The sequence below is a fragment of the Vibrio sp. L85 genome (assembly GCF_963871815.1).
In the GTDB taxonomy this organism is placed as follows: Bacteria; Pseudomonadota; Gammaproteobacteria; order Enterobacterales; family Vibrionaceae; genus Vibrio; species Vibrio harveyi.
Window position 1 is genome coordinate 219,380 of the sequence record NZ_CAWMYL010000108.1, and the last position, 18,734, is coordinate 238,113.

Here is an 18,734-nt window from a genome sequence, read left to right on the forward strand (position 1 = left end):
ATGGTGTATTCAACAACCAATTACTATTTGTCTTTCAGACGGTTAGTAATTTTAGTCAATTAGTCTAGAGTACGTTTTACTTCAACGATTTCGAATACTTCGATCTGGTCGCCCACGCGAACGTCGTTGTAGTTCTTAACGCCGATACCACACTCGTAGCCATTCTTAACTTCTTGAACGTCATCTTTAAAGCGACGAAGTGATTCTAGCTCACCTTCGTAGATAACAACGTTGTCGCGTAGAACGCGGATTGGGTTGTTACGCTTAATTAGACCTTCAGTAACCATACAACCAGCGATTGCGCCCAGTTTCGGTGACTTAAATACGTCACGTACTTCAGCAAGACCAATGATTTCTTGCTTGAATTCTGGAGCAAGCATACCGCCCATTGCTTGTTTAACTTCGTCAATCAATTGGTAAATGATTGAGTAGTAACGTAGATCAACGCTTGCTGCTTCAATCGCACGACGAGCAGATGCGTCAGCACGTACGTTAAAGCCAAGGATGATTGCGTTAGAAGCTTCTGCAAGAACTGCATCAGTTTCTGTAATACCACCAACACCAGAACCAACGATGTTTACTTTCACTTCGTCAGTAGACAGTTTCAGTAGTGAGTCAGCAATCGCTTCCACAGAACCTTGTACGTCTGCTTTAAGAACTACGTTTAGCTCAGCAACTTCACCAGCAGTCATGTTAGAGAACATGTTCTCTAGTTTAGATTTCTGCTGACGAGCAAGTTTCACTTCACGGAACTTACCAGCACGGTAGTTCGCTACTTCACGTGCTTTACGCTCGTCACGTACTACTGTTGCTTCGTCACCTGAAGATGGTACGCCTGAAAGACCTAGGATCTCTACAGGGATAGATGGACCAGCTTCTGTGATTTCTTTACCTAGTTCGTCACGCATTGCACGAACACGGCCGTACTCTTGACCACAAAGAACGATGTCGCCTTTGTTTAGCGTACCTGATTGAACAAGTACAGTTGCTACTGGACCACGACCTTTATCTAGACGAGATTCAACAACAACACCAGACGCCATGCCTTCTGCTACAGCTGTAAGCTCTAGAACTTCAGACTGAAGAAGGATTGCTTCTAGAAGACCGTCGATATTTGTACCCTGTTTAGCAGAGATGTGAACAAACATGTTCTCACCACCCCATTCCTCAGGGATTACGTCGTATTGAGCTAGCTCATTCTTAACGTTGTCTGGGTTCGCGTCTTCTTTATCGATCTTGTTCACAGCAACAATCAGAGGAACGCCTGCCGCTTTCGCGTGCTGGATCGCTTCAACTGTTTGTGGCATCACGCCATCGTCTGCTGCTACTACAAGAACAACGATATCTGTCGCTTGAGCACCACGAGCACGCATAGCGGTAAACGCCGCGTGTCCAGGAGTATCAAGGAACGTGATCATGCCGTTGTCAGTTTCAACGTGGTACGCACCGATGTGCTGCGTGATACCGCCCGCTTCGCCTGAAGCAACGTGAGTACGACGGATGTAGTCAAGTGTTGACGTTTTACCGTGGTCAACGTGACCCATGATTGTTACAACTGGAGCGCGAGGCACTGCTTCTGCGTTTGTATCACGATCAGATAGTACTGCTTCTTCCAGTTCGTTCTCTTTACGAAGAACTACCTTGTGACCCATTTCTTCAGCAACAAGTTGTGCTGTTTCTTGGTCGATCACTTGGTTGATAGTCGCCATAGCGCCCATCTTCATCATTACTTTGATAACTTCTGTCGCTTTAACCGACATCTTGTTAGCAAGTTCAGAAAGAACGATTGTCTCACCAATTACTACATCTTGTTTCGCTACAGTCGCAGACTTGTCGAAACCGTGTTGCATAGAAGTTGGTTTAGCAAGTTTGCCTTTGTTACGGCCCTTGCCACCACGTTGGTTACGACCACCGCGTGATTGTTCTTCTTTGCCAGCTGGTTTCTTCTTCTTACGACGTGCACCGCCTTCTTGTTGACGGTCAGCTGCATCTTCAGCTTCACGTGCGTAACGAGAAGTAGTTACGTGGTAGTCAGAGTTCTCTAGCTCTTTCTTCTTAGTCTCTTCTTCAGACCAACGAGCTTCGTTCTCTTCTGCAAGCTTACGAGCTTCTTCAACGAGTTTTGCAGCTTCTTGCTCTGCTTTACGTTGAGCTTCTTGTTCCTGACGTGCTTTTAGCTCATCAGCTTCTTTCTTAGCTTGCGCATTAGCATCCGCATTTTTTGCATTCATTTCTTTCTTAGCCTTATCAGCTTGTGCGCGTTTTGCCTTTTCTTCAGCTTCACGTTTTGCATCCGCTTCACGTTTCGCTTTCTCATCGGCTTCGCGCTGTGCTTTCTCTGCAGCTTCACGTTTGGCTTGTTCTTCAGCCTCACGCTTCGCAAGCTCTTCAGCTTCACGTTTTGCTGCTTCCTCAGCCTCACGTTTTGCGTCGTCTTCGATAGTGCTGCGCTTCACATATGTGCGCTTCTTACGCACTTCTACTTGAACATCCTTACTTTTGCCGCCACCTGCTGCAACACTTAGCGTGCTACGAGTCTTACGTTGAAGCGTCAGTCTAGTAGGTTCAGATTCGCCCGACTTATCGCCGTGCTCTTTCTTCAGGTGAGAGAGAAGCTTCTGCTTCTCCTCATCCGATACATGGTCAGAACTCGCTTTGTTCATGCCAGCGTCAGCAAGTTGTTCCATTAAGCGGTCGACTGGAGTACCAATCTCTTCACTCAGAGCTTTAACTGTTAATTGTGTCATGCCGCTTCCTCCTTGCTGATATTATGCTTCTTCGCCGAACCAACAGATGTTACGTGCAGCCATGATAAGCTCGCCTGCACGCTCTTCTGTCAGGCCTTCAATACCTTCTAAATCGTCGATACCTTGGTCAGCTAGGTCTTCTAGTGTTGCCACGCCTTTAGCTGCCAGTTTAAACGCCATTTCGCGCTCTAGACCTTCAAGACCTAGCAGATCTTCAGCAGGCTCTAGACCTTCGAATGACTCTTCTTGTGCTAGAGCGATTGTCGTTAGTGCGTCTTTCGCACGGCTACGAAGCTCTTCTACAAGCTCTTCGTTCAGACCATCAACTTCTAGTAGTTCGTTAACAGGAACGTACGCAACTTCTTCTAGTGTTGAGAAACCTTCTTCAACAAGCAATTGAGCGAAGTCTTCTTCAATGTCTAGGTACTTCATGAAGTTTTCGATAGACGCTTGAGACTCTTCAGCGTGTTTCTTCTGAAGATCTGCCACAGTCATTACGTTCAGTTCCCAACCAGTTAGTTGAGACGCTAGACGTACGTTCTGACCGTTACGACCGATAGCTTGCGCTAGGTTGTCCGCTTCAACAGCGATGTCCATTGAGTGAGCATCTTCATCAACGATGATAGAAGCAACGTCAGCAGGAGCCATTGCGTTGATAACGAATTGAGCTGGGTTATCGTCCCAAAGAACGATATCAATACGCTCACCACCAAGTTCGCCAGATACTGCTTGAACACGAGCACCACGCATACCAACACACGCACCTACAGGGTCGATACGTTTGTCGTTTGTTTTAACAGCGATCTTAGCGCGAGAACCTGGATCACGTGCAGCGCCTTTCAGTTCGATGATTTCTTCAGCGATTTCTGGCACTTCTACGCGGAATAGCTCAGCCAACATTTCTGGCTTAGAGCGAGTGATGAACAGTTGGAAACCACGCGCTTCAGGAGCAACTTTGTACAGAAGACCACGAACACGGTCACCTGGACGGAAGTTTTCACGAGGAAGTTGGTCATCACGTAGGATTACCGCTTCAGCGTTGTTACCTAGATCAAGTACAACTGTATCGCGGTTCACTTTTTTAACAACACCAGTGATCAGATCACCTTCGTTGTCGATGAACTGTTCTACGATTTGTGCACGCTCTGCTTCACGTACTTTTTGTACGATAACTTGCTTAGCAGTTTGAGTCGTAATACGGTCGAATGTAACTGACGGGATATCGTCTTCTACGAAATCACCTAGTTGAATGTCTGCATCTTCGTATTGTGCAGCTTCTAGAGAGATTTCTTTTGTTGGGTTTTCAACGTCTTCTACAACCAACCAACGGCGGAATGTTTCAAACTCACCTGTTTTACGGTCGATAGCTACACGTACATCGATTTCGATTTCGTATTTTTTCTTTGTAGAAGTCGCTAGAGCAATCTCAAGAGCTTCAAAGATACGCTCACGAGGTACCGCTTTTTCGTTCGATACCGCTTCTGCTACCGCTAAAATTTCTTTACTCATTGTATTTAGCCTCTAAGCTTCAAATTTTTTAGGGAACTAAAATTTAGGGATCAGGTTAGCTTTTGAAATGTTACTTAGAGCAAACTCTTCTTGTTGCCCTTCACAAGTAACTGCGATTGTCTCACCATCTACGCTGTGGATAGTACCTTTCCACTTACGACGGTTTGCAACAGCCATTTTCAATACGATGCTGACCTCGTGACCAATAAATTGCTCGTAATGTGCTGCTTTGAAAAGTGGTCTTTCTAAGCCTGGAGAAGAAACTTCTAGGCTGTAAGCAACAGAAATTGGATCTTCAACGTCTAGTACTGCGCTAACCTGATGGCTTACTTCTGCACAAGCATCTACGTTGATACCATTTTCATGGTCGATGTAGATGCGTAACGTTGAGTGCGCACCCGCACGAATAAATTCTAATCCAACCAACTCGTAGCCTGATGCCTCTACTGGAGCTTCAAGCATTTCAGTAAGTTGTCTTTCTAAACCAGTCATTTGAACCACTCCAGAAACAAAAAAAGGGCTCAGAGCCCAATCAAAAAACCAAGCAGTATCTGAGTTCATTTACAAAAACTCAGATAACAAAAAACCCCGAAAGTCGGGGTTTTATGCTGCTGGACCCTGATACGTTAAGAATAGCCAAGAAATGCTTTTCTTAACTCACAGTGTGGTTAGCACTGTGCAAACTTGCCAATCGAATCATCCTTTCCAACTGAAAGAAGAGATTGGTTGCGGGGACCGGATTTGAACCGACGACCTTCGGGTTATGAGCCCGACGAGCTACCAAGCTGCTCCACCCCGCGTCCGACTTGATGAGCATTATACGCTCACACAAGTGATTTACAAGTTTGTAAATTCATGGTGCCGAGAGAGGGACTCGAACCCTCACACCTAAGGCACTAGCACCTCATGCTAGCGTGTCTACCAATTTCACCATCTCGGCTACATAAACCTTTACAGCTTATTGTGGAATCTCATCACCTGCTAGTGCTGGAACTTCACTTGCTGCATCTTTAACTTGTTCTACAACTGGTTGACCTAGTGTTGGGTCTACCCATTGTGACTCAGTCTTGTGCGTAGACATACGACCAAGTAGCAAGCTAACGATAAAAAATACGGTTGCTAAAATAGCAGTTGTTCGGGTTAAGAAATTACCTGAGCCGCTTGCACCAAACACTGTGTTTGAAGCACCTGCACCGAACGAGGCTCCCATATCTGCGCCTTTACCTTGTTGAATCAACACAAGGCCAATCACACCAAGCGCCGCCAACAGGTAAATCACAAGTAGAACTGAAAACATTTTTTTCCACCTATGTTCCAAATTGTTGAGCCAGCGCCGTTCAAAAACAATCGTGTTTATTTATGAACAAGGCTAGCGACCTCCTAACGGGAGGCGGAGCAATACTAGCGAAAGCCAGTAACGCTGACAAGGGAAAATTAGTAAAAAGTCACCACTAACGCATTAAGCGCTCAAAAAAAGGGCAAAAGATGCCCTTTTCTCTCGCAAAACAGGTTAAAGCAATGATTAACAACTTGCTTTTACAGCTTCTGCAATCTTAAGCGCAGAGCTTTGTACAAGTTCAGCATCTTCACCTTCTACCATGACTCGGATTAGAGGCTCAGTACCAGATTTACGTAGCAATACGCGACCTTTGTCACCAAGCTCAGCTTCCACTTCCGCTACTGAGTCTAGTACAACCTGCGCTTCAAGTGGGTTACTTTGACCTGCAAAACGCACGTTTTCTAGTACCTGAGGATAAAGCGTCATGCCTTGTGACAAGTCGTGTAGTGTCATATCACTGCCAACTACAGAAGCAAGAACTTGCAGTGCAGCAACAATTGCATCACCCGTAGTGACTTTGTCTAGTAAGATAACGTGACCTGAGTTTTCAGCGCCAATCTTCCAGCCTTTAGCAAGTAGTTGCTCCATCACGTAACGGTCACCAACTGCGGCACGAACAAATGGGATACCCAGTTGTTTTAGACCATTTTCCATACCTAGGTTGGTCATTAGCGTACCAACAACACCGCCTTTTAGTTCGCCACGACGCAGAGCATCACGAGCGATAATGTAGGCAATTTGGTCGCCGTCAATCTTGTTGCCCAAATGGTCAACCATCATGATGCGGTCGCCATCACCATCGAATGCAAGACCAAGGTGAGCTTGCTCTTCCACAACACGCTTTTGTAGGGCACGAACGTCTGTCGCACCGACTTCTGCATTGATGTTAGTGCCGTTTGGCTCAACACCCATAGCAATCACTTCTGCACCTAACTCTTTGAATACGTTAGGAGCGATGTGGTAAGTCGCACCATGTGCACAGTCAACAACGATCTTAAGGTTTGCTAGGCTAAGTTCTGACGGGAAGGTGCTCTTACAAAATTCAATATAACGACCCGCGGCGTCATTAAGGCGAGTTGCTTTACCAAGTTCAGCAGACTCTACACATTCGATATCTTTATCTAGCTCAGCTTCAATAGCCAGTTCGATGTCATCAGGAAGTTTAGTCCCCTCAGATGAGAAGAACTTAATGCCGTTATCGTAGTATGGGTTATGTGACGCTGAAATAACGATACCAGCTTCTGCTCGGAAAGTTTGTGTTAGGTATGCAACTGCTGGCGTTGGCATCGGACCAGTAAAGGTAGCCTTTAGACCTGCCGCAGCAAGACCAGCTTCAAGTGCAGACTCAAGCATGTAACCTGAAATACGGGTATCTTTACCGATGATAACTTTCTTAGTGCCTTGTTTTGCTAGTACACGACCAGCCGCCCAGCCAAGCTTTAGTACAAAGTCCGGAGTAATTGGGTATTGTCCTACTTTCCCGCGTACACCGTCAGTACCAAAATAACGTCTTTTATCAGACATAAAATTTCCTTAATTCTTTTAGATATTATTGTTCGTCATCTCAACAACTTTCATTGCCTCAATGGTTTCTTCAAAGTCATGTACTCGAATGATCTGCGCACCTTTCATCGCAGCAATTGTCGCGCAGACAACGCTAGCATTTGCGCATTCTGCTGCTGGTTTTTCCAACAATTTAAAGATCATTGATTTACGTGACATACCGGCCAAAATTGGCAGACCGAATTCATGAAACTTATCGAGGTGTGCCAGCATATGATAATTGTGTTCAATGGTTTTGCCAAAGCCAAAACCTGGATCAAGAATAAGTTGAGACTTATCGATGCCCACGGACTCACAGGCAGCAATGCGTTCTTGAAGAAATGCAGAGACATCATCCATCAGATCATCGTATTGAGGATTAGTCTGCATAGTGCGCGGTTGACCTTTCATATGCATCAAGCAAATAGGAAGGTTTGCTTTCGCGGCAACTTCTAACGCCCCCGGCTCTTGGAGAGCACGCACATCGTTAATCAAGTCTGCCCCAGCTTCAATAGCTTGACGCATGACTTCCGCTTTACTGGTATCAATAGAAATCCACACATCATGTTTTGCGCGAATCGCTTTGATTACAGGGACCACACGCTGCAACTCATCTTCTAATGCAACATCTGGAGCCCCTGGACGCGTAGACTCCCCGCCAACATCAATAATGCTAACGCCAGCAGCAATCATTTTTTCGACTTGAGCAAGTGCACGCTCTAACGAGTTGAATTTACCACCATCAGAAAACGAGTCTGGAGTGACATTGAGGATCGCCATAACATGCGGGTGGGAAAGGTCGAGAGATTTGTTGTTTGCTTTAATAATCATAGCTTTAATAATCACAGCTTTAATAATCACAACAGAAACAAAAACCCCGAGCCTAACTCGGGGTTTTTTATTAACGCTACTCTTTATTCAGAGTCTTTCTTTTCTGGAGCTTCACTTGAAGTCGCTTCTTGAGACGTTGGTTGTTCTACCGGTTTAGTCGGTTCAACTGGTTTCTCTTCCGCTTTCACTTCAGGTTTAGCCTGAGGCTTATCGTTATCTTCTGGTTTGTTTGCAGGCTTATCACCCCAACCAGCAGGTTCACGAATCTCAGTCTTACGCTCCATCAGGTCATCAATCTGGCCAGCATCAATGGTTTCATACTTCATTAGCGCATCTTTCATCGCATGCATGATGTCCATGTTGTCTTCCAGAATTTGCTTCGCACGGTCGTAGTTGCGGTCGATGATCTTGCGAACTTCATCATCGATTAGCTTCGCTGTGTCATCAGACATATGTTTAGTCTGTGTCACGCTACGTCCTAGGAACACTTCACCTTCTTCTTCCGCATATAGAAGCGGACCAAGTTTTTCAGAGAAGCCCCATTGCGTCACCATCTTACGAGCAATATCAGTTGCACGCTCGATATCGTTCGATGCACCCGTCGATACTTTATCAGCACCGTAGATTAGCTCTTCAGCAAGACGACCACCGTACAAACTAGAAACCATAGATTCTAGGTGTTGGCGAGACATGCTCACACGGTCTTGCTCTGGTAGGTACATAGTCACACCAAGCGCACGACCACGTGGAATGATAGAGACTTTATACACAGGGTCATGTTCTGGTACTAGGCGACCAACAATCGCGTGACCTGCTTCGTGGTAAGCTGTTGACTCTTTTACTTCTTCAGACATCACCATTGAACGGCGCTCTGCACCCATCATGATTTTGTCTTTCGCTAGTTCAAATTCAACCATAGAAACGTTGCGCTTGTTGCCACGCGCAGCAAATAGGGCAGCTTCGTTTACTAGGTTTGCTAAGTCAGCACCAGAGAAGCCAGGTGTACCACGTGCGATTAGAGAAGGCTCTACGTCACCTGCTAGAGGTACTTTGCGCATGTGTACTTTAAGAATCTGTTCACGACCACGTACGTCTGGAAGACCAACAACAACTTGACGGTCAAAACGACCAGGACGCAGTAGTGCTGGGTCCAACACGTCTGGACGGTTAGTCGCTGCGATAACAATGATACCTTCGTTACCTTCGAAACCATCCATTTCAACGAGCATTTGGTTTAGAGTTTGTTCACGTTCATCGTGACCACCACCTACACCAGCACCACGCTGACGACCTACTGCATCAATCTCATCGATAAAGATGATACAAGGTGCCGCTTTCTTCGCTTGTTCGAACATGTCACGCACACGAGACGCACCAACACCAACAAACATTTCTACGAAGTCAGAACCAGAGATAGTAAAGAAAGGCACTTTTGCTTCACCAGCAATGGCTTTCGCTAGAAGCGTTTTACCAGTACCTGGAGGACCAACCATAAGTACACCTGTCGGGATCTTACCGCCCAATTTTTGGAATCGGCTTGGATCGCGTAGGTAGTCAACCAGTTCTTTAACGTCTTCTTTTGCTTCATCACAACCTGCGACATCTGCAAAAGTCGTCTTGATCTGCTCTTCGCTCATCATACGAGCTTTGCTCTTACCGAAAGACATGGCGCCTTTACCGCCGCCGCCTTGCATTTGACGCATGAAGAAAATCCACACACCAATCAGTAAGATCATAGGGAACCAAGAAATGAAGATTGTGCCAAGTAGGCTTTGCTCTTCAGGAGGTGTACCTTGCACTTTCACGTTTTGGTTAATTAGGTCATCTAGAAGCTTTTGATCGTACACAGGCATGTAAGTGACCATTTTGGCACCGCCGCCACGACGAACAAAACTAATTTCACCGTCTTTAAAAGTTGCTTCTTGAATCTGGCCTTGGCCAACTTCCTGTACAAACGTGGTGTAATCCACGGTTCTGCCATTGCTCTCTCCAGGGCCAAAGCTCTGGAATACCGACATCAACACGACAGCGATAACAAGCCACAGAATTAAATTTTTTGCCATGTCACTCAAGGTGTCAGCCTCTCGATAACTAATTGTAATTAAAGGTAGGGTACTACAGTTTATTAGCTGTAGCTATAGTGTTAACCATGCTCTAAACGAGCGAAATAGTTAACCTTTGTAACCAGTGGCTACAACAAAGACTTCTCGTGAGCGAGCTCGCGATGAGTCTGGTTTTCTGATTTTTACGACTTTAAACATGTCTCGGACTTCTTTCACAAATTGATCGAAGCCTTCACCCTGGAAAACCTTTACGACAAAGCTACCATTAGGTGCTAGAACTTGTCGACACATATCTAAAGCCAATTCAACTAAATACATAGCTCGTGGCTGATCTACGGAATTGTTACCAGCGATGTTTGGAGCCATATCAGACATTACTACGTCCACCATCGACGGTTGGATTCTTTCCAATAGAGCGTCTAAAACCGCCTCGTCACGAAAGTCACCTTGCAAAAAGCTTACACCAGCGATTGGATCCATAGGTAATAAGTCACATGCGATGATTTGACCTTCTTCACCTATTATCTTAGCAGCATATTGAGACCATCCACCTGGAGCGGCGCCTAAATCGACGACTGTCATCCCAGATTTCAACAATTTATCTTTTGTTTGGATCTCTTCAATTTTGAAGTAAGCACGAGAACGATAGCCTTTTTTACGAGCTTCGTTCGCATATTTATCGTCAAAGTGTTCTTTCAACCAACGACCAGAACTAGCCGAATGTTTTTGTTTACTCATCTTAATCCCAACAAGGCGTAATTAGGAGCTATTGTTTTAATAGGCTCAACCTATTACTCAATAAATTATAGTCTTCAGCAATAGATGGCGTTAAAATAGCTTTTTTCAACCCTTATTTTAAAGAAAATTGGCCGCGTAATGAACCTAAGCACCAAACAAAAGCAGCACCTAAAAGGCCTGGCTCACAGTTTAAAACCTGTTGTGCTAATGGGCGCAAATGGACTTACAGAAGCCGTGCTAGCAGAAATTGAAATCGCTCTTGACCACCACGAACTGATCAAAATTAAAGTTGCATCAGAAGACCGTGAGACAAAACAGCTGATCATCGACGCTATCGTACGTGAGACGGGCGCTGAAAAAGTTCAGACAATCGGTAAGGTACTTGTGCTATACCGCCAGTCTGAAGAGCGTAAAATCGAAATCCCACGTAAGTAATATCTACTTGCGCAGCGGAAGAAGAAAAGGTCGCCATGGGCGACCTTTTTTGCATCTAGAGTTTATTTCAACTAGCCGTTAGAACACGAAGTTAGATGTACTCAACGCTGTCGATTTCGAAGTCTTTCGCTCCGCCAGGAGTTTGAATAACAACTTCGTCACCTTCCATTTTACCGATCAAGCCACGAGCAATTGGCGAGCTAATCGAAATACGACCCGCTTTAATATCTGCTTCGTCATCACCCACGATTTGGTAGGTTTTCTCTTCTTCTGTATCACAGTCAATCAGAGTAACGGTTGAACCAAAAATCACCTTACCAGTGTTGTCCATCGTTGTTACGTCAATGACTTGAGCAACAGATAGCTTGTATTCAATGTCACGAATTTGTGCTTCACAGATCCCCTGCTCTTCACGAGCGGCGTGGTATTCTGCGTTTTCCTTCAAGTCGCCTAGTTCACGCGCTTCTGCGATTGCTTCTGAAATTTGCGGGCGAAGCTTTAGTAGACGATCGAGTTCTGTACGTAGCAACTGTTCGCCACGTAGTGTCATTGGAACTTTTTCCATTATATAACCTCAAGGCCAAAGGTGTCTTTGGACAAAAAAATCCCACCCAATCATAGGGACTGGGTAGTACGTTCAAAGATTCTGTTTTGGTTAGTTTAAACAAACTAGGGTGTGAAATCACCTTAATTCGATTTCGCGACTCAGTTGTGTGGTTAATACCACGCCATCAATCGTTTTTAGATTTACGCATCATCGCAATTTATTGAAAAACAACACTGTTCATTACACTAAAAACATCAAAAAAGATAAAAACAAATCAATGTCAGACCAATGTTAGGCAAGATATAATCATTTAAAAACAACAATTTAGGATAAATTAACAATCAATTGAACAGTGTTCATTAGTTGGATTTATATCATTTTACTAACTCATAAGGAAACTTTAGCAGTAAAACATGTCCGGCAAGTTATTTCGTTATGGCTTTTTCGAGTGTGGGCATTTGCCGCGAATGAAACTATACGAACAACAATAGCTTGTGAGAGATAACCTCTCCCCCATAAAACAATGATTATGGACAGCTAACTAGGACAAATAAGATGAAAAAGACTCTAATTGCTCTTTCTGTATCTGCAGCAGCTATGGCAACTGGCGTTAACGCAGCTGAACTTTACAACCAAGACGGCACTTCTCTAGAAATGGGCGGTCGTGCTGAAGCACGTCTATCTATGAAAGATGGCGACGTAGCGGACAACTCTCGTATCCGTCTAAACTTCCTTGGCACACAAGCAATCAACGACAACCTATACGGTGTTGGTTTCTGGGAAGGTGAATTTACTACTGCTGAAGATGGCGGTGTAGACGGCAACAGCAACCTTGACACTCGTTACGCATACGCTGGTCTAGGCGGTGCATTCGGTGAAATTACTTACGGTAAAAACGACGGTGCGCTAGGCGTTATCACTGACTTCACAGATATCATGGCGTACGCTGGTAACTCTGCTGCTGACAAACTAGCTGCGGCTGACCGTTCAGACAACATGCTGTCTTACAAAGGTCAATTCGAAAACCTAGCAGTTAAAGCTAGCTACCGTTTTGCTGACCGTACAGAGCTTAAAAAAGATGGTTCTGTAGCAGGTGAAGGCGAACGCGTAGATCACTACGGTGACAATGGTCAAGATGGCTACTCTCTATCTGCTATCTACTCTCTAGCTGACACTGGTCTTGACCTAGGTGCTGGTTACGCAGACCAAGATGAAGCTAACGAATACATGCTAGCAGCTTCTTACACTATGGGCGATATGTACTTCGCTGGTGTATTCACAGACGGTGAAAAAGCGGCTAAAAACGGTGACTACACTGGTTACGAACTAGCAGGTGCTTACACTCTAGGTCAAACAGTGTTCACAACGACTTACAACAACGCAGAAACTAACGGCGAAACTTCAGCAAACAACTTCGCAGTTGACGCGTCTTACTACTTCAAGCCTAACTTCCGTGGTTACGTATCATACAACTTCAACCTAATCGACTCTGGCGACAAACTAGGTCAAGTTGGCATCAACACAACTGCAACTAAAGCTGACGCAGAAGACGAGCTAGCTCTAGGTCTACGTTACGACTTCTAATTCAGTCTTACGACTTGAAGATAAAATGCTCGCTTATGCGGGCATTTTTTATATCCAGAATTCTGCGATTTTTCGGTATATACTCAATTGCATAACTAACCTCACGAACTATTACTATGCGCTTACGTTGGTCATTGTTACTACTCTCTAGCCTTACTCCACTTCTCTCTTTTGCTTATCCCCACCAAGAGGTGCTGCCAGACGGAGCACGTATCAGTTTGGTTGCTGAAAAACTTAATGGGCAAAGTGAGCTAAAAGGCATTCATCCTACTGAGCAGTATTTCCCCCCAGCAAGTACATTAAAAGTTGTCACAGCCTTGGCTGCAAAGCTTGAGCTGGGCAATGGCTTTACTTTTCGTACAACGTTAGAAAGCTCCAACTCTGACGCCGTCTTTACTTTTTCCGGCGATCCTACGCTTGTAACGCAAGATCTTAAAACCATGCTGACACGAGCGAAAAAAAACGGTCTAAACCGAATCAATGGGGATCTTTGGTTAGATAACAGCGCTTTTACTGGCTACAACCGTGCCGTTGGATGGCCATGGGATATTCTAGGCGTTTGCTATAGCGCACCAGCATCTGCTGTGACACTGAATGAAAATTGCGTTCAAGCATCGATATACACACAAAAAAACGGTACAACTCGTGTTTATGTTCCTGAGCATCAACCAATTAATGTCGCCACCAGCGCTCAAACCGTGTCAAAAAGCGTCCAGAAGAGCCGTCATTGTGATTTGGAGCTCATCGCTAACCCAAACAACCAATATCAACTAACCGGCTGCTTAGTAGACCGTGGCGATAAACCACTCCCCCTCAAGTTTGCAGTGCAAGATCCTGAAGGCTACACAAGCCAAAAAGTAGAGAAATTGCTCAAGCAAGTCGGCATTTCATTAAAAGGAAAAATTCGAGTCGGCAAAGCACCTGAAAAGTCACGCAAGTTATTGGCAGTACACAAATCAAAACCATTACCACAGTTGCTTGATGAGATGTTAAAACGCTCAGATAACTTAATTGCCGATACTCTTACTAAAACACTTGGCGCTAAGTTCTTTGTGCAACCTGGCAGTTTTACTAACGGCACTGAAGCAATCAAACAAATCATTTTCTCCAATACGGGGATCGACATTCGCAATGCCCGATTAGAAGATGGGTCAGGTTTATCACGCAATAACCGCATTTCAGCGAAGTCGATGGCTGCTATCTTGCGCTACATTTGGCAACACGAACAAGAACTCAACTTGATAGCAATTATGCCAAAGTCCGGTGAATCAGGAACATTGCAGTACCGCCAGAGTATGCGTAAAGCTCCTATCAAAGGACAGTTGATTGCAAAAAGCGGGTCCTTGTACGGCACGTACAATATGGCGGGGTATGGGCTTGATAAAAACGGCAAACCAAACACGCTATTTGTTCAGTTTGTGTCGGACTATTTCCCAGAAAAAAGGGACGATAACAAGCCTGTCGTCGCCCCTATTACTCGTTTTGAGAAATTGTTCTACCAAGACATTGTGAGTTTTAGTCAGGCAATGCCTAAGAAGTAGTTCACCACGGTAAAGTAGATCCACATACCTGAGATATCGACGATCGATGCTAATACTGGGCTCACCAATACGGCGGGGTCCAGTTTACATGCACGCGCTATGATAGGAAGTAATCCGCCAAGTGTGGTTGAGATAGTCACCTGAATAAATAACGCAACCGCAATGGCTAATGCGATATCTTCCAGTGCAAAGCCCCCTGTTGATTGCCCACCACTAAATAGCATGATTCGACCAATCATCACGATCGCAATCGCCAAGGCAATAAACAGCGCTACGCGACTTTCTTTCCACAAAACTTCTAACCATTGGCGTTTCTTTAACTCTCCAGTGGCGAGTGCGCGAATGACTAAGGTCGCAGCCTGAGTTCCGGTATTACCACCAGCAGCAGCGATTACGGGCATATACACGGCAAGCAATACAAGTTGACTTAAAGTGTCCTCATACTGAGCAATGATCAAACCCGACACTATCCCTAAAAGGGCAAGAGCAATGATCCAACCAATACGCTGCTTCACATGTTCCAACACACTAGTCGATAAGTAGCCATCTGGTGTATCGACTTCCGACATATGCAAACCTAATTGGTGAGCATAGTGACGAGCACGTTTATCATATCCAGCTTGTTCAAGTTGAGCGATAAGGCTATTCACATAGCCAACCGAGCAGTGCTGCAAAATACCAACCGCCTCATCAATAGGCATGATCGTTAGTAGGTGCAATTGTTGCTCTTGTTCGTATTGCAAAAAGGCATTACGAGCGGCACCAATCTCCACTTCTGAGAAGTTTGGTGTTGTTTCAATAAAAGTGTTGTTCATTACCGTCATGGCGAATCTCCCGATTGGCATTGGTAACGACCATCGACAACGCACGCAAAAAGCTTTCTGCACACCCGACTTGTATAAATACAAATGCAGGACGCGCGAAAACATCAATGCCAAAGCACTGTCTATTCAGAATTTATGAAAGGAAATAATAAAAGGAAAACTAGAAGAAAAGATGCCTCACCACTAAGGTAAGGCGGAGATCGCCAATACCGAAGCGGGTTATTTCGCTCCCTTAATCTTACTCACCCAACAACTGGGAGGATGGTCGGTATTGTTCATGTAAATCTCCGATAAAGCTGCTCACGTAGCAGCGCGCGTATAGTAACAAAGTTCGACCATTTTTACAGTCAATCTCGCGTGTATTCACCAAATTTTAATACAAAAAAAGCGCCTATAAGGCGCTTTCATTTTGAACAGTTATTGATTACTTAATAGTAATACGTGCGAATTTACGTTTACCTACTTGGAATACGTAAGTGCCTGCTTCAGGAACAAACTTCGCATCAGCAACTTTCTCGCCTTCGATCTTAGCTGCGCCTTGCTTAACCATGCGCATAGCTTCAGAAGTTGAAGCACATAGACCCGCTTCTTTCAATAGATTTGCTACTGGCGTGCCAGTCTCAAAATCAAACTCTGGCATTTCGTCAGGAATTTGATTTTTCGCGAAACGGTTAACGAACTCTTGCTCTGCCGCATCTGCATCTGCTTCACTGTGGAAGCGTGCAATGATTTCTTTTGCTAGCAGTACTTTGATATCACGAGGGTTCTTGCCTGCTTCTACATCCGCTTTAAATTGTGCAATTTCTTCTAGAGGACGGAAAGACAACAGCTCGTAGTAGCTCCACATTAGATCATCAGAGATTGACATGATCTTACCAAACATTTCGCTTGGTGCTTCGCTGATACCAATGTAGTTACCAGAAGATTTAGACATCTTCTTCTCACCATCTAGACCGACTAGAAGTGGCATCATAAGAACAACTTGTGGTTTTTGACCGTGAGATTTTTGCAACTCGCGACCCATCAGTAGGTTGAACTTCTGGTCAGTGCCACCCAGTTCAACGTCAGTTTCCATTGCTACTGAGTCCCAACCTTGAAGTAGTGGGTACATGAACTCATGGATAGCAATTGGCTGACCACCAGCGTAACGCTTTTTAAAATCATCACGCTCTAGCATACGAGCAACAGTTTGGTTTGCAGCAAGACGGATCATGCCTTCTGCACCAAGCTCAGATAGCCACTCAGAGTTGAACTGAATTTTTGTCTTAGCTGGGTCTAGGATTTTGAACACCTGTTCTTTGTACGTTTCTGCGTTACGTAGCACGTCTTCACGGCTTAGCGGTGGACGAGTTGTGTTCTTACCTGTTGGGTCACCAACCATTGCAGTGAAATCACCGATAAGGAATGTCACTTCATGACCTAGTTCTTGGAACAAGCGAAGCTTATTGAAAATAACCGTATGGCCTAGGTGAATGTCAGGTGCTGTTGGATCGGCGCCCAATTTAATACGTAGAGGACGACCTTCTTTAAGTTTTGCGATCAGCTCTTCTTCTGGAATCAGCTCTTCAACACCGCGCTTAATCTCGGCTAGTGCAGCTTCAATGCTCGCCATTCTTGTTCACTCCCACAGATTTGGCAAAAATATAATAGCTGAACATCTTACTTGAATAGCGATGCATTTTGAAACACGTTAGACTAGGTAGTTGTCAATTTTTACGTTTAATTTAGTAATCAAGTACCTCATGCATTCGATTTTTGTCCGACTCCCACTCTTGCACAAAGTACTGATCGGCTTTTTTAGTGCGCTTATCATCGTCGCGCTATTTTTCTTACCCGATCCGCAAGACCTCGATCCGCAGCAAAGCCGCCTTAAAGTTGGCGAGCATTATCCAGTGTCGATATATGTCGAATCACCAGAGCGCAGCGCTTCTTCTAATCTTCCTTCTGTCTTGCGTTGGGAAACATATAAGGTCAAAAATGGGGAAAGTGCAGCGGTACTTTTTAACCGCGTCGGCTTATCCCCTCGTCTTTTGCATGAACTGATCACTTCAGATAAAGAAATCAAACAGCAGCTCTCTCGTCTTCGTCCAGGAGATAAGCTGAAATTTGGGTTTGATGAAAACAACGACTTTGTTCAACTTCAACGCACGCTGAATGCGTTTGAAACTTTTCGCATTAAGCTGCAAGGCAACAAATACGTCTCAGAGATCGATAAAAAAGAAGTCGATTATCAGTACAACTACGCTGAAGCGACGATTAAATCTAACTTCTGGAATGCCGGTATTTCATCTGGGTTGAATGCAAACCAAATTATGGAGCTGGCAGGCATTTTTGGTTGGGACATCGACTTTGCATTGGATATTCGTAAAAACGATACTTTCCGTGTGCTTTACCAAGAAGAAGTCGTCGAAGGTGAAGTCATTGGGCGAGGAAAAATTATTGCTGCAGTGTTTAAGAACCAAGGTGATACCTTTACTGCAATTTTGGATGAAAAGAGCGGCAAGTATTACGATGAAAATGGTCGAGCTATGAAGAAAGCCTTTTTGCGTGCGCCATTGGACTTCCGTCGCGTAACGTCTAATTTCAACCCTCGTCGTTTACACCCTGTCACTGGTAAGGTTCGTCCTCACCGAGGCACCGACTACGCTGCGCCTGTTGGCACACCGATCTGGGCTGCTGGTGATGGTGTGGTACAAAAGTCTGCCTACAATAAGTTTAACGGCAACTATGTGTTCATCAAACACAGCAACACTTACATTACCAAATACCTGCATTTAACTAAACGCATGGTTAAGACAGGACAGCGAGTGAAACAAGGACAAACCATTGGTACGCTCGGCGGCACTGGGCGGGTTACGGGACCTCACTTGCACTACGAATTCTTGGTAAACGGCGTACACAAGAACGCTAGAACAGTTAAGCTTCCGCAGTCAAAATCTTTAACGGGTAAAGCAAAACAAACCTTCATGGCGAACGCAAAAGTGAGCATGGCAAAACTAGAACGCTACAGTAAGTTGCTCGCAATGAAATAAAT

General features: G+C 44.8%; 15 protein-coding genes and 2 tRNA genes. 4 read left to right on the forward strand and 13 right to left on the reverse strand.

From position 1 onward, the window contains the following. Positions 1-59 precede the first annotated feature (59 nt). From infB to rlmE, 10 genes are all read right to left on the reverse strand, one after another. A complete protein-coding gene (gene infB / locus AACR11_RS10960; RefSeq protein ID WP_005449149.1) occupies positions 60-2,747 on the reverse strand; it encodes a translation initiation factor IF-2 in 2,688 nt (895 codons plus the stop codon). A gap of 21 nt (positions 2,748-2,768) precedes the next feature. Further along, a complete protein-coding gene (gene nusA / locus AACR11_RS10965; protein ID WP_005449151.1) occupies positions 2,769-4,256 on the reverse strand; it encodes a transcription termination factor NusA in 1,488 nt (495 codons plus the stop codon). A 36-nt stretch (positions 4,257-4,292) separates the two neighbouring features. Next, positions 4,293-4,748 carry a ribosome maturation factor RimP gene (gene rimP, locus AACR11_RS10970; RefSeq protein ID WP_029790374.1) on the reverse strand — a complete coding sequence of 152 codons (456 nt, stop codon included), beginning with the start codon at positions 4,746-4,748 and terminating at the stop codon, positions 4,293-4,295. A gap of 231 nt (positions 4,749-4,979) precedes the next feature. Further along, a tRNA-Met gene (locus AACR11_RS10975) sits at positions 4,980-5,056 on the reverse strand. A gap of 56 nt (positions 5,057-5,112) precedes the next feature. Continuing rightward, positions 5,113-5,196, reverse strand: a tRNA-Leu gene (locus tag AACR11_RS10980). A gap of 18 nt (positions 5,197-5,214) precedes the next feature. Beyond that, positions 5,215-5,553 carry a preprotein translocase subunit SecG gene (secG, locus tag AACR11_RS10985; protein WP_029790372.1) on the reverse strand — a complete coding sequence of 113 codons (339 nt, stop codon included), beginning with the start codon at positions 5,551-5,553 and terminating at the stop codon, positions 5,215-5,217. A gap of 225 nt (positions 5,554-5,778) precedes the next feature. Beyond that, complete coding sequence (gene glmM / locus AACR11_RS10990; RefSeq protein ID WP_005449157.1) at positions 5,779-7,119, reverse strand: phosphoglucosamine mutase; 1,341 nt, start codon at positions 7,117-7,119, stop codon at positions 5,779-5,781. An 18-nt stretch (positions 7,120-7,137) separates the two neighbouring features. Continuing rightward, a complete protein-coding gene (gene folP, locus AACR11_RS10995; RefSeq protein WP_029790371.1) occupies positions 7,138-7,968 on the reverse strand; it encodes a dihydropteroate synthase in 831 nt (276 codons plus the stop codon). 83 nt (positions 7,969-8,051) lie between these two features. Continuing rightward, complete coding sequence (ftsH, locus tag AACR11_RS11000) at positions 8,052-10,031, reverse strand: ATP-dependent zinc metalloprotease FtsH (RefSeq protein WP_009698724.1); 1,980 nt, start codon at positions 10,029-10,031, stop codon at positions 8,052-8,054. Positions 10,032-10,139: 108 nt separating this feature from the next. Then, a complete protein-coding gene (gene rlmE, locus AACR11_RS11005) occupies positions 10,140-10,769 on the reverse strand; it encodes a 23S rRNA (uridine(2552)-2'-O)-methyltransferase RlmE (protein WP_005439450.1) in 630 nt (209 codons plus the stop codon). A 138-nt stretch (positions 10,770-10,907) separates the two neighbouring features. Between rlmE and yhbY the strand changes: the two genes are divergently transcribed. After that, positions 10,908-11,204, forward strand: coding sequence for a ribosome assembly RNA-binding protein YhbY (gene yhbY / locus AACR11_RS11010; RefSeq protein WP_005425257.1), 297 nt, complete (start codon positions 10,908-10,910; stop codon positions 11,202-11,204). A gap of 91 nt (positions 11,205-11,295) precedes the next feature. Here the strand turns inward: yhbY and greA are convergent, their stop codons facing one another. Beyond that, positions 11,296-11,769, reverse strand: coding sequence for a transcription elongation factor GreA (gene greA / locus AACR11_RS11015; protein ID WP_005439449.1), 474 nt, complete (start codon positions 11,767-11,769; stop codon positions 11,296-11,298). Positions 11,770-12,306: 537 nt separating this feature from the next. Between greA and AACR11_RS11020 the strand changes: the two genes are divergently transcribed. Together AACR11_RS11020 and dacB are read left to right on the forward strand one after the other, a co-directional pair. Next, positions 12,307-13,335 carry a porin gene (locus AACR11_RS11020; RefSeq protein WP_029790370.1) on the forward strand — a complete coding sequence of 343 codons (1,029 nt, stop codon included), beginning with the start codon at positions 12,307-12,309 and terminating at the stop codon, positions 13,333-13,335. Positions 13,336-13,451: 116 nt separating this feature from the next. Continuing rightward, positions 13,452-14,876 (forward strand): serine-type D-Ala-D-Ala carboxypeptidase, encoded by a 1,425-nt coding sequence (gene dacB / locus AACR11_RS11025; protein WP_009698726.1) that lies wholly within the window; start codon positions 13,452-13,454, stop codon positions 14,874-14,876. Here the strand turns inward: dacB and AACR11_RS11030 are convergent. Beyond that, on the reverse strand, positions 14,855-15,700 hold the full coding sequence (locus tag AACR11_RS11030; RefSeq protein ID WP_005449167.1) for a magnesium transporter: 846 nt from the start codon (positions 15,698-15,700) through the stop codon (positions 14,855-14,857). The two genes, dacB and AACR11_RS11030, sit on opposite strands and share 22 nt — an antisense overlap. A gap of 424 nt (positions 15,701-16,124) precedes the next feature. Next, positions 16,125-17,312, reverse strand: a complete 1,188-nt coding sequence (gene tyrS / locus AACR11_RS11035; protein ID WP_005449169.1) for a tyrosine--tRNA ligase — start codon at positions 17,310-17,312, stop codon at positions 16,125-16,127. A gap of 130 nt (positions 17,313-17,442) precedes the next feature. Between tyrS and AACR11_RS11040 the strand changes: the two genes are divergently transcribed. Continuing rightward, positions 17,443-18,732, forward strand: coding sequence for a peptidoglycan DD-metalloendopeptidase family protein (locus AACR11_RS11040; protein WP_029790369.1), 1,290 nt, complete (start codon positions 17,443-17,445; stop codon positions 18,730-18,732). The last annotated feature ends 2 nt before the right edge of the window (positions 18,733-18,734 follow it).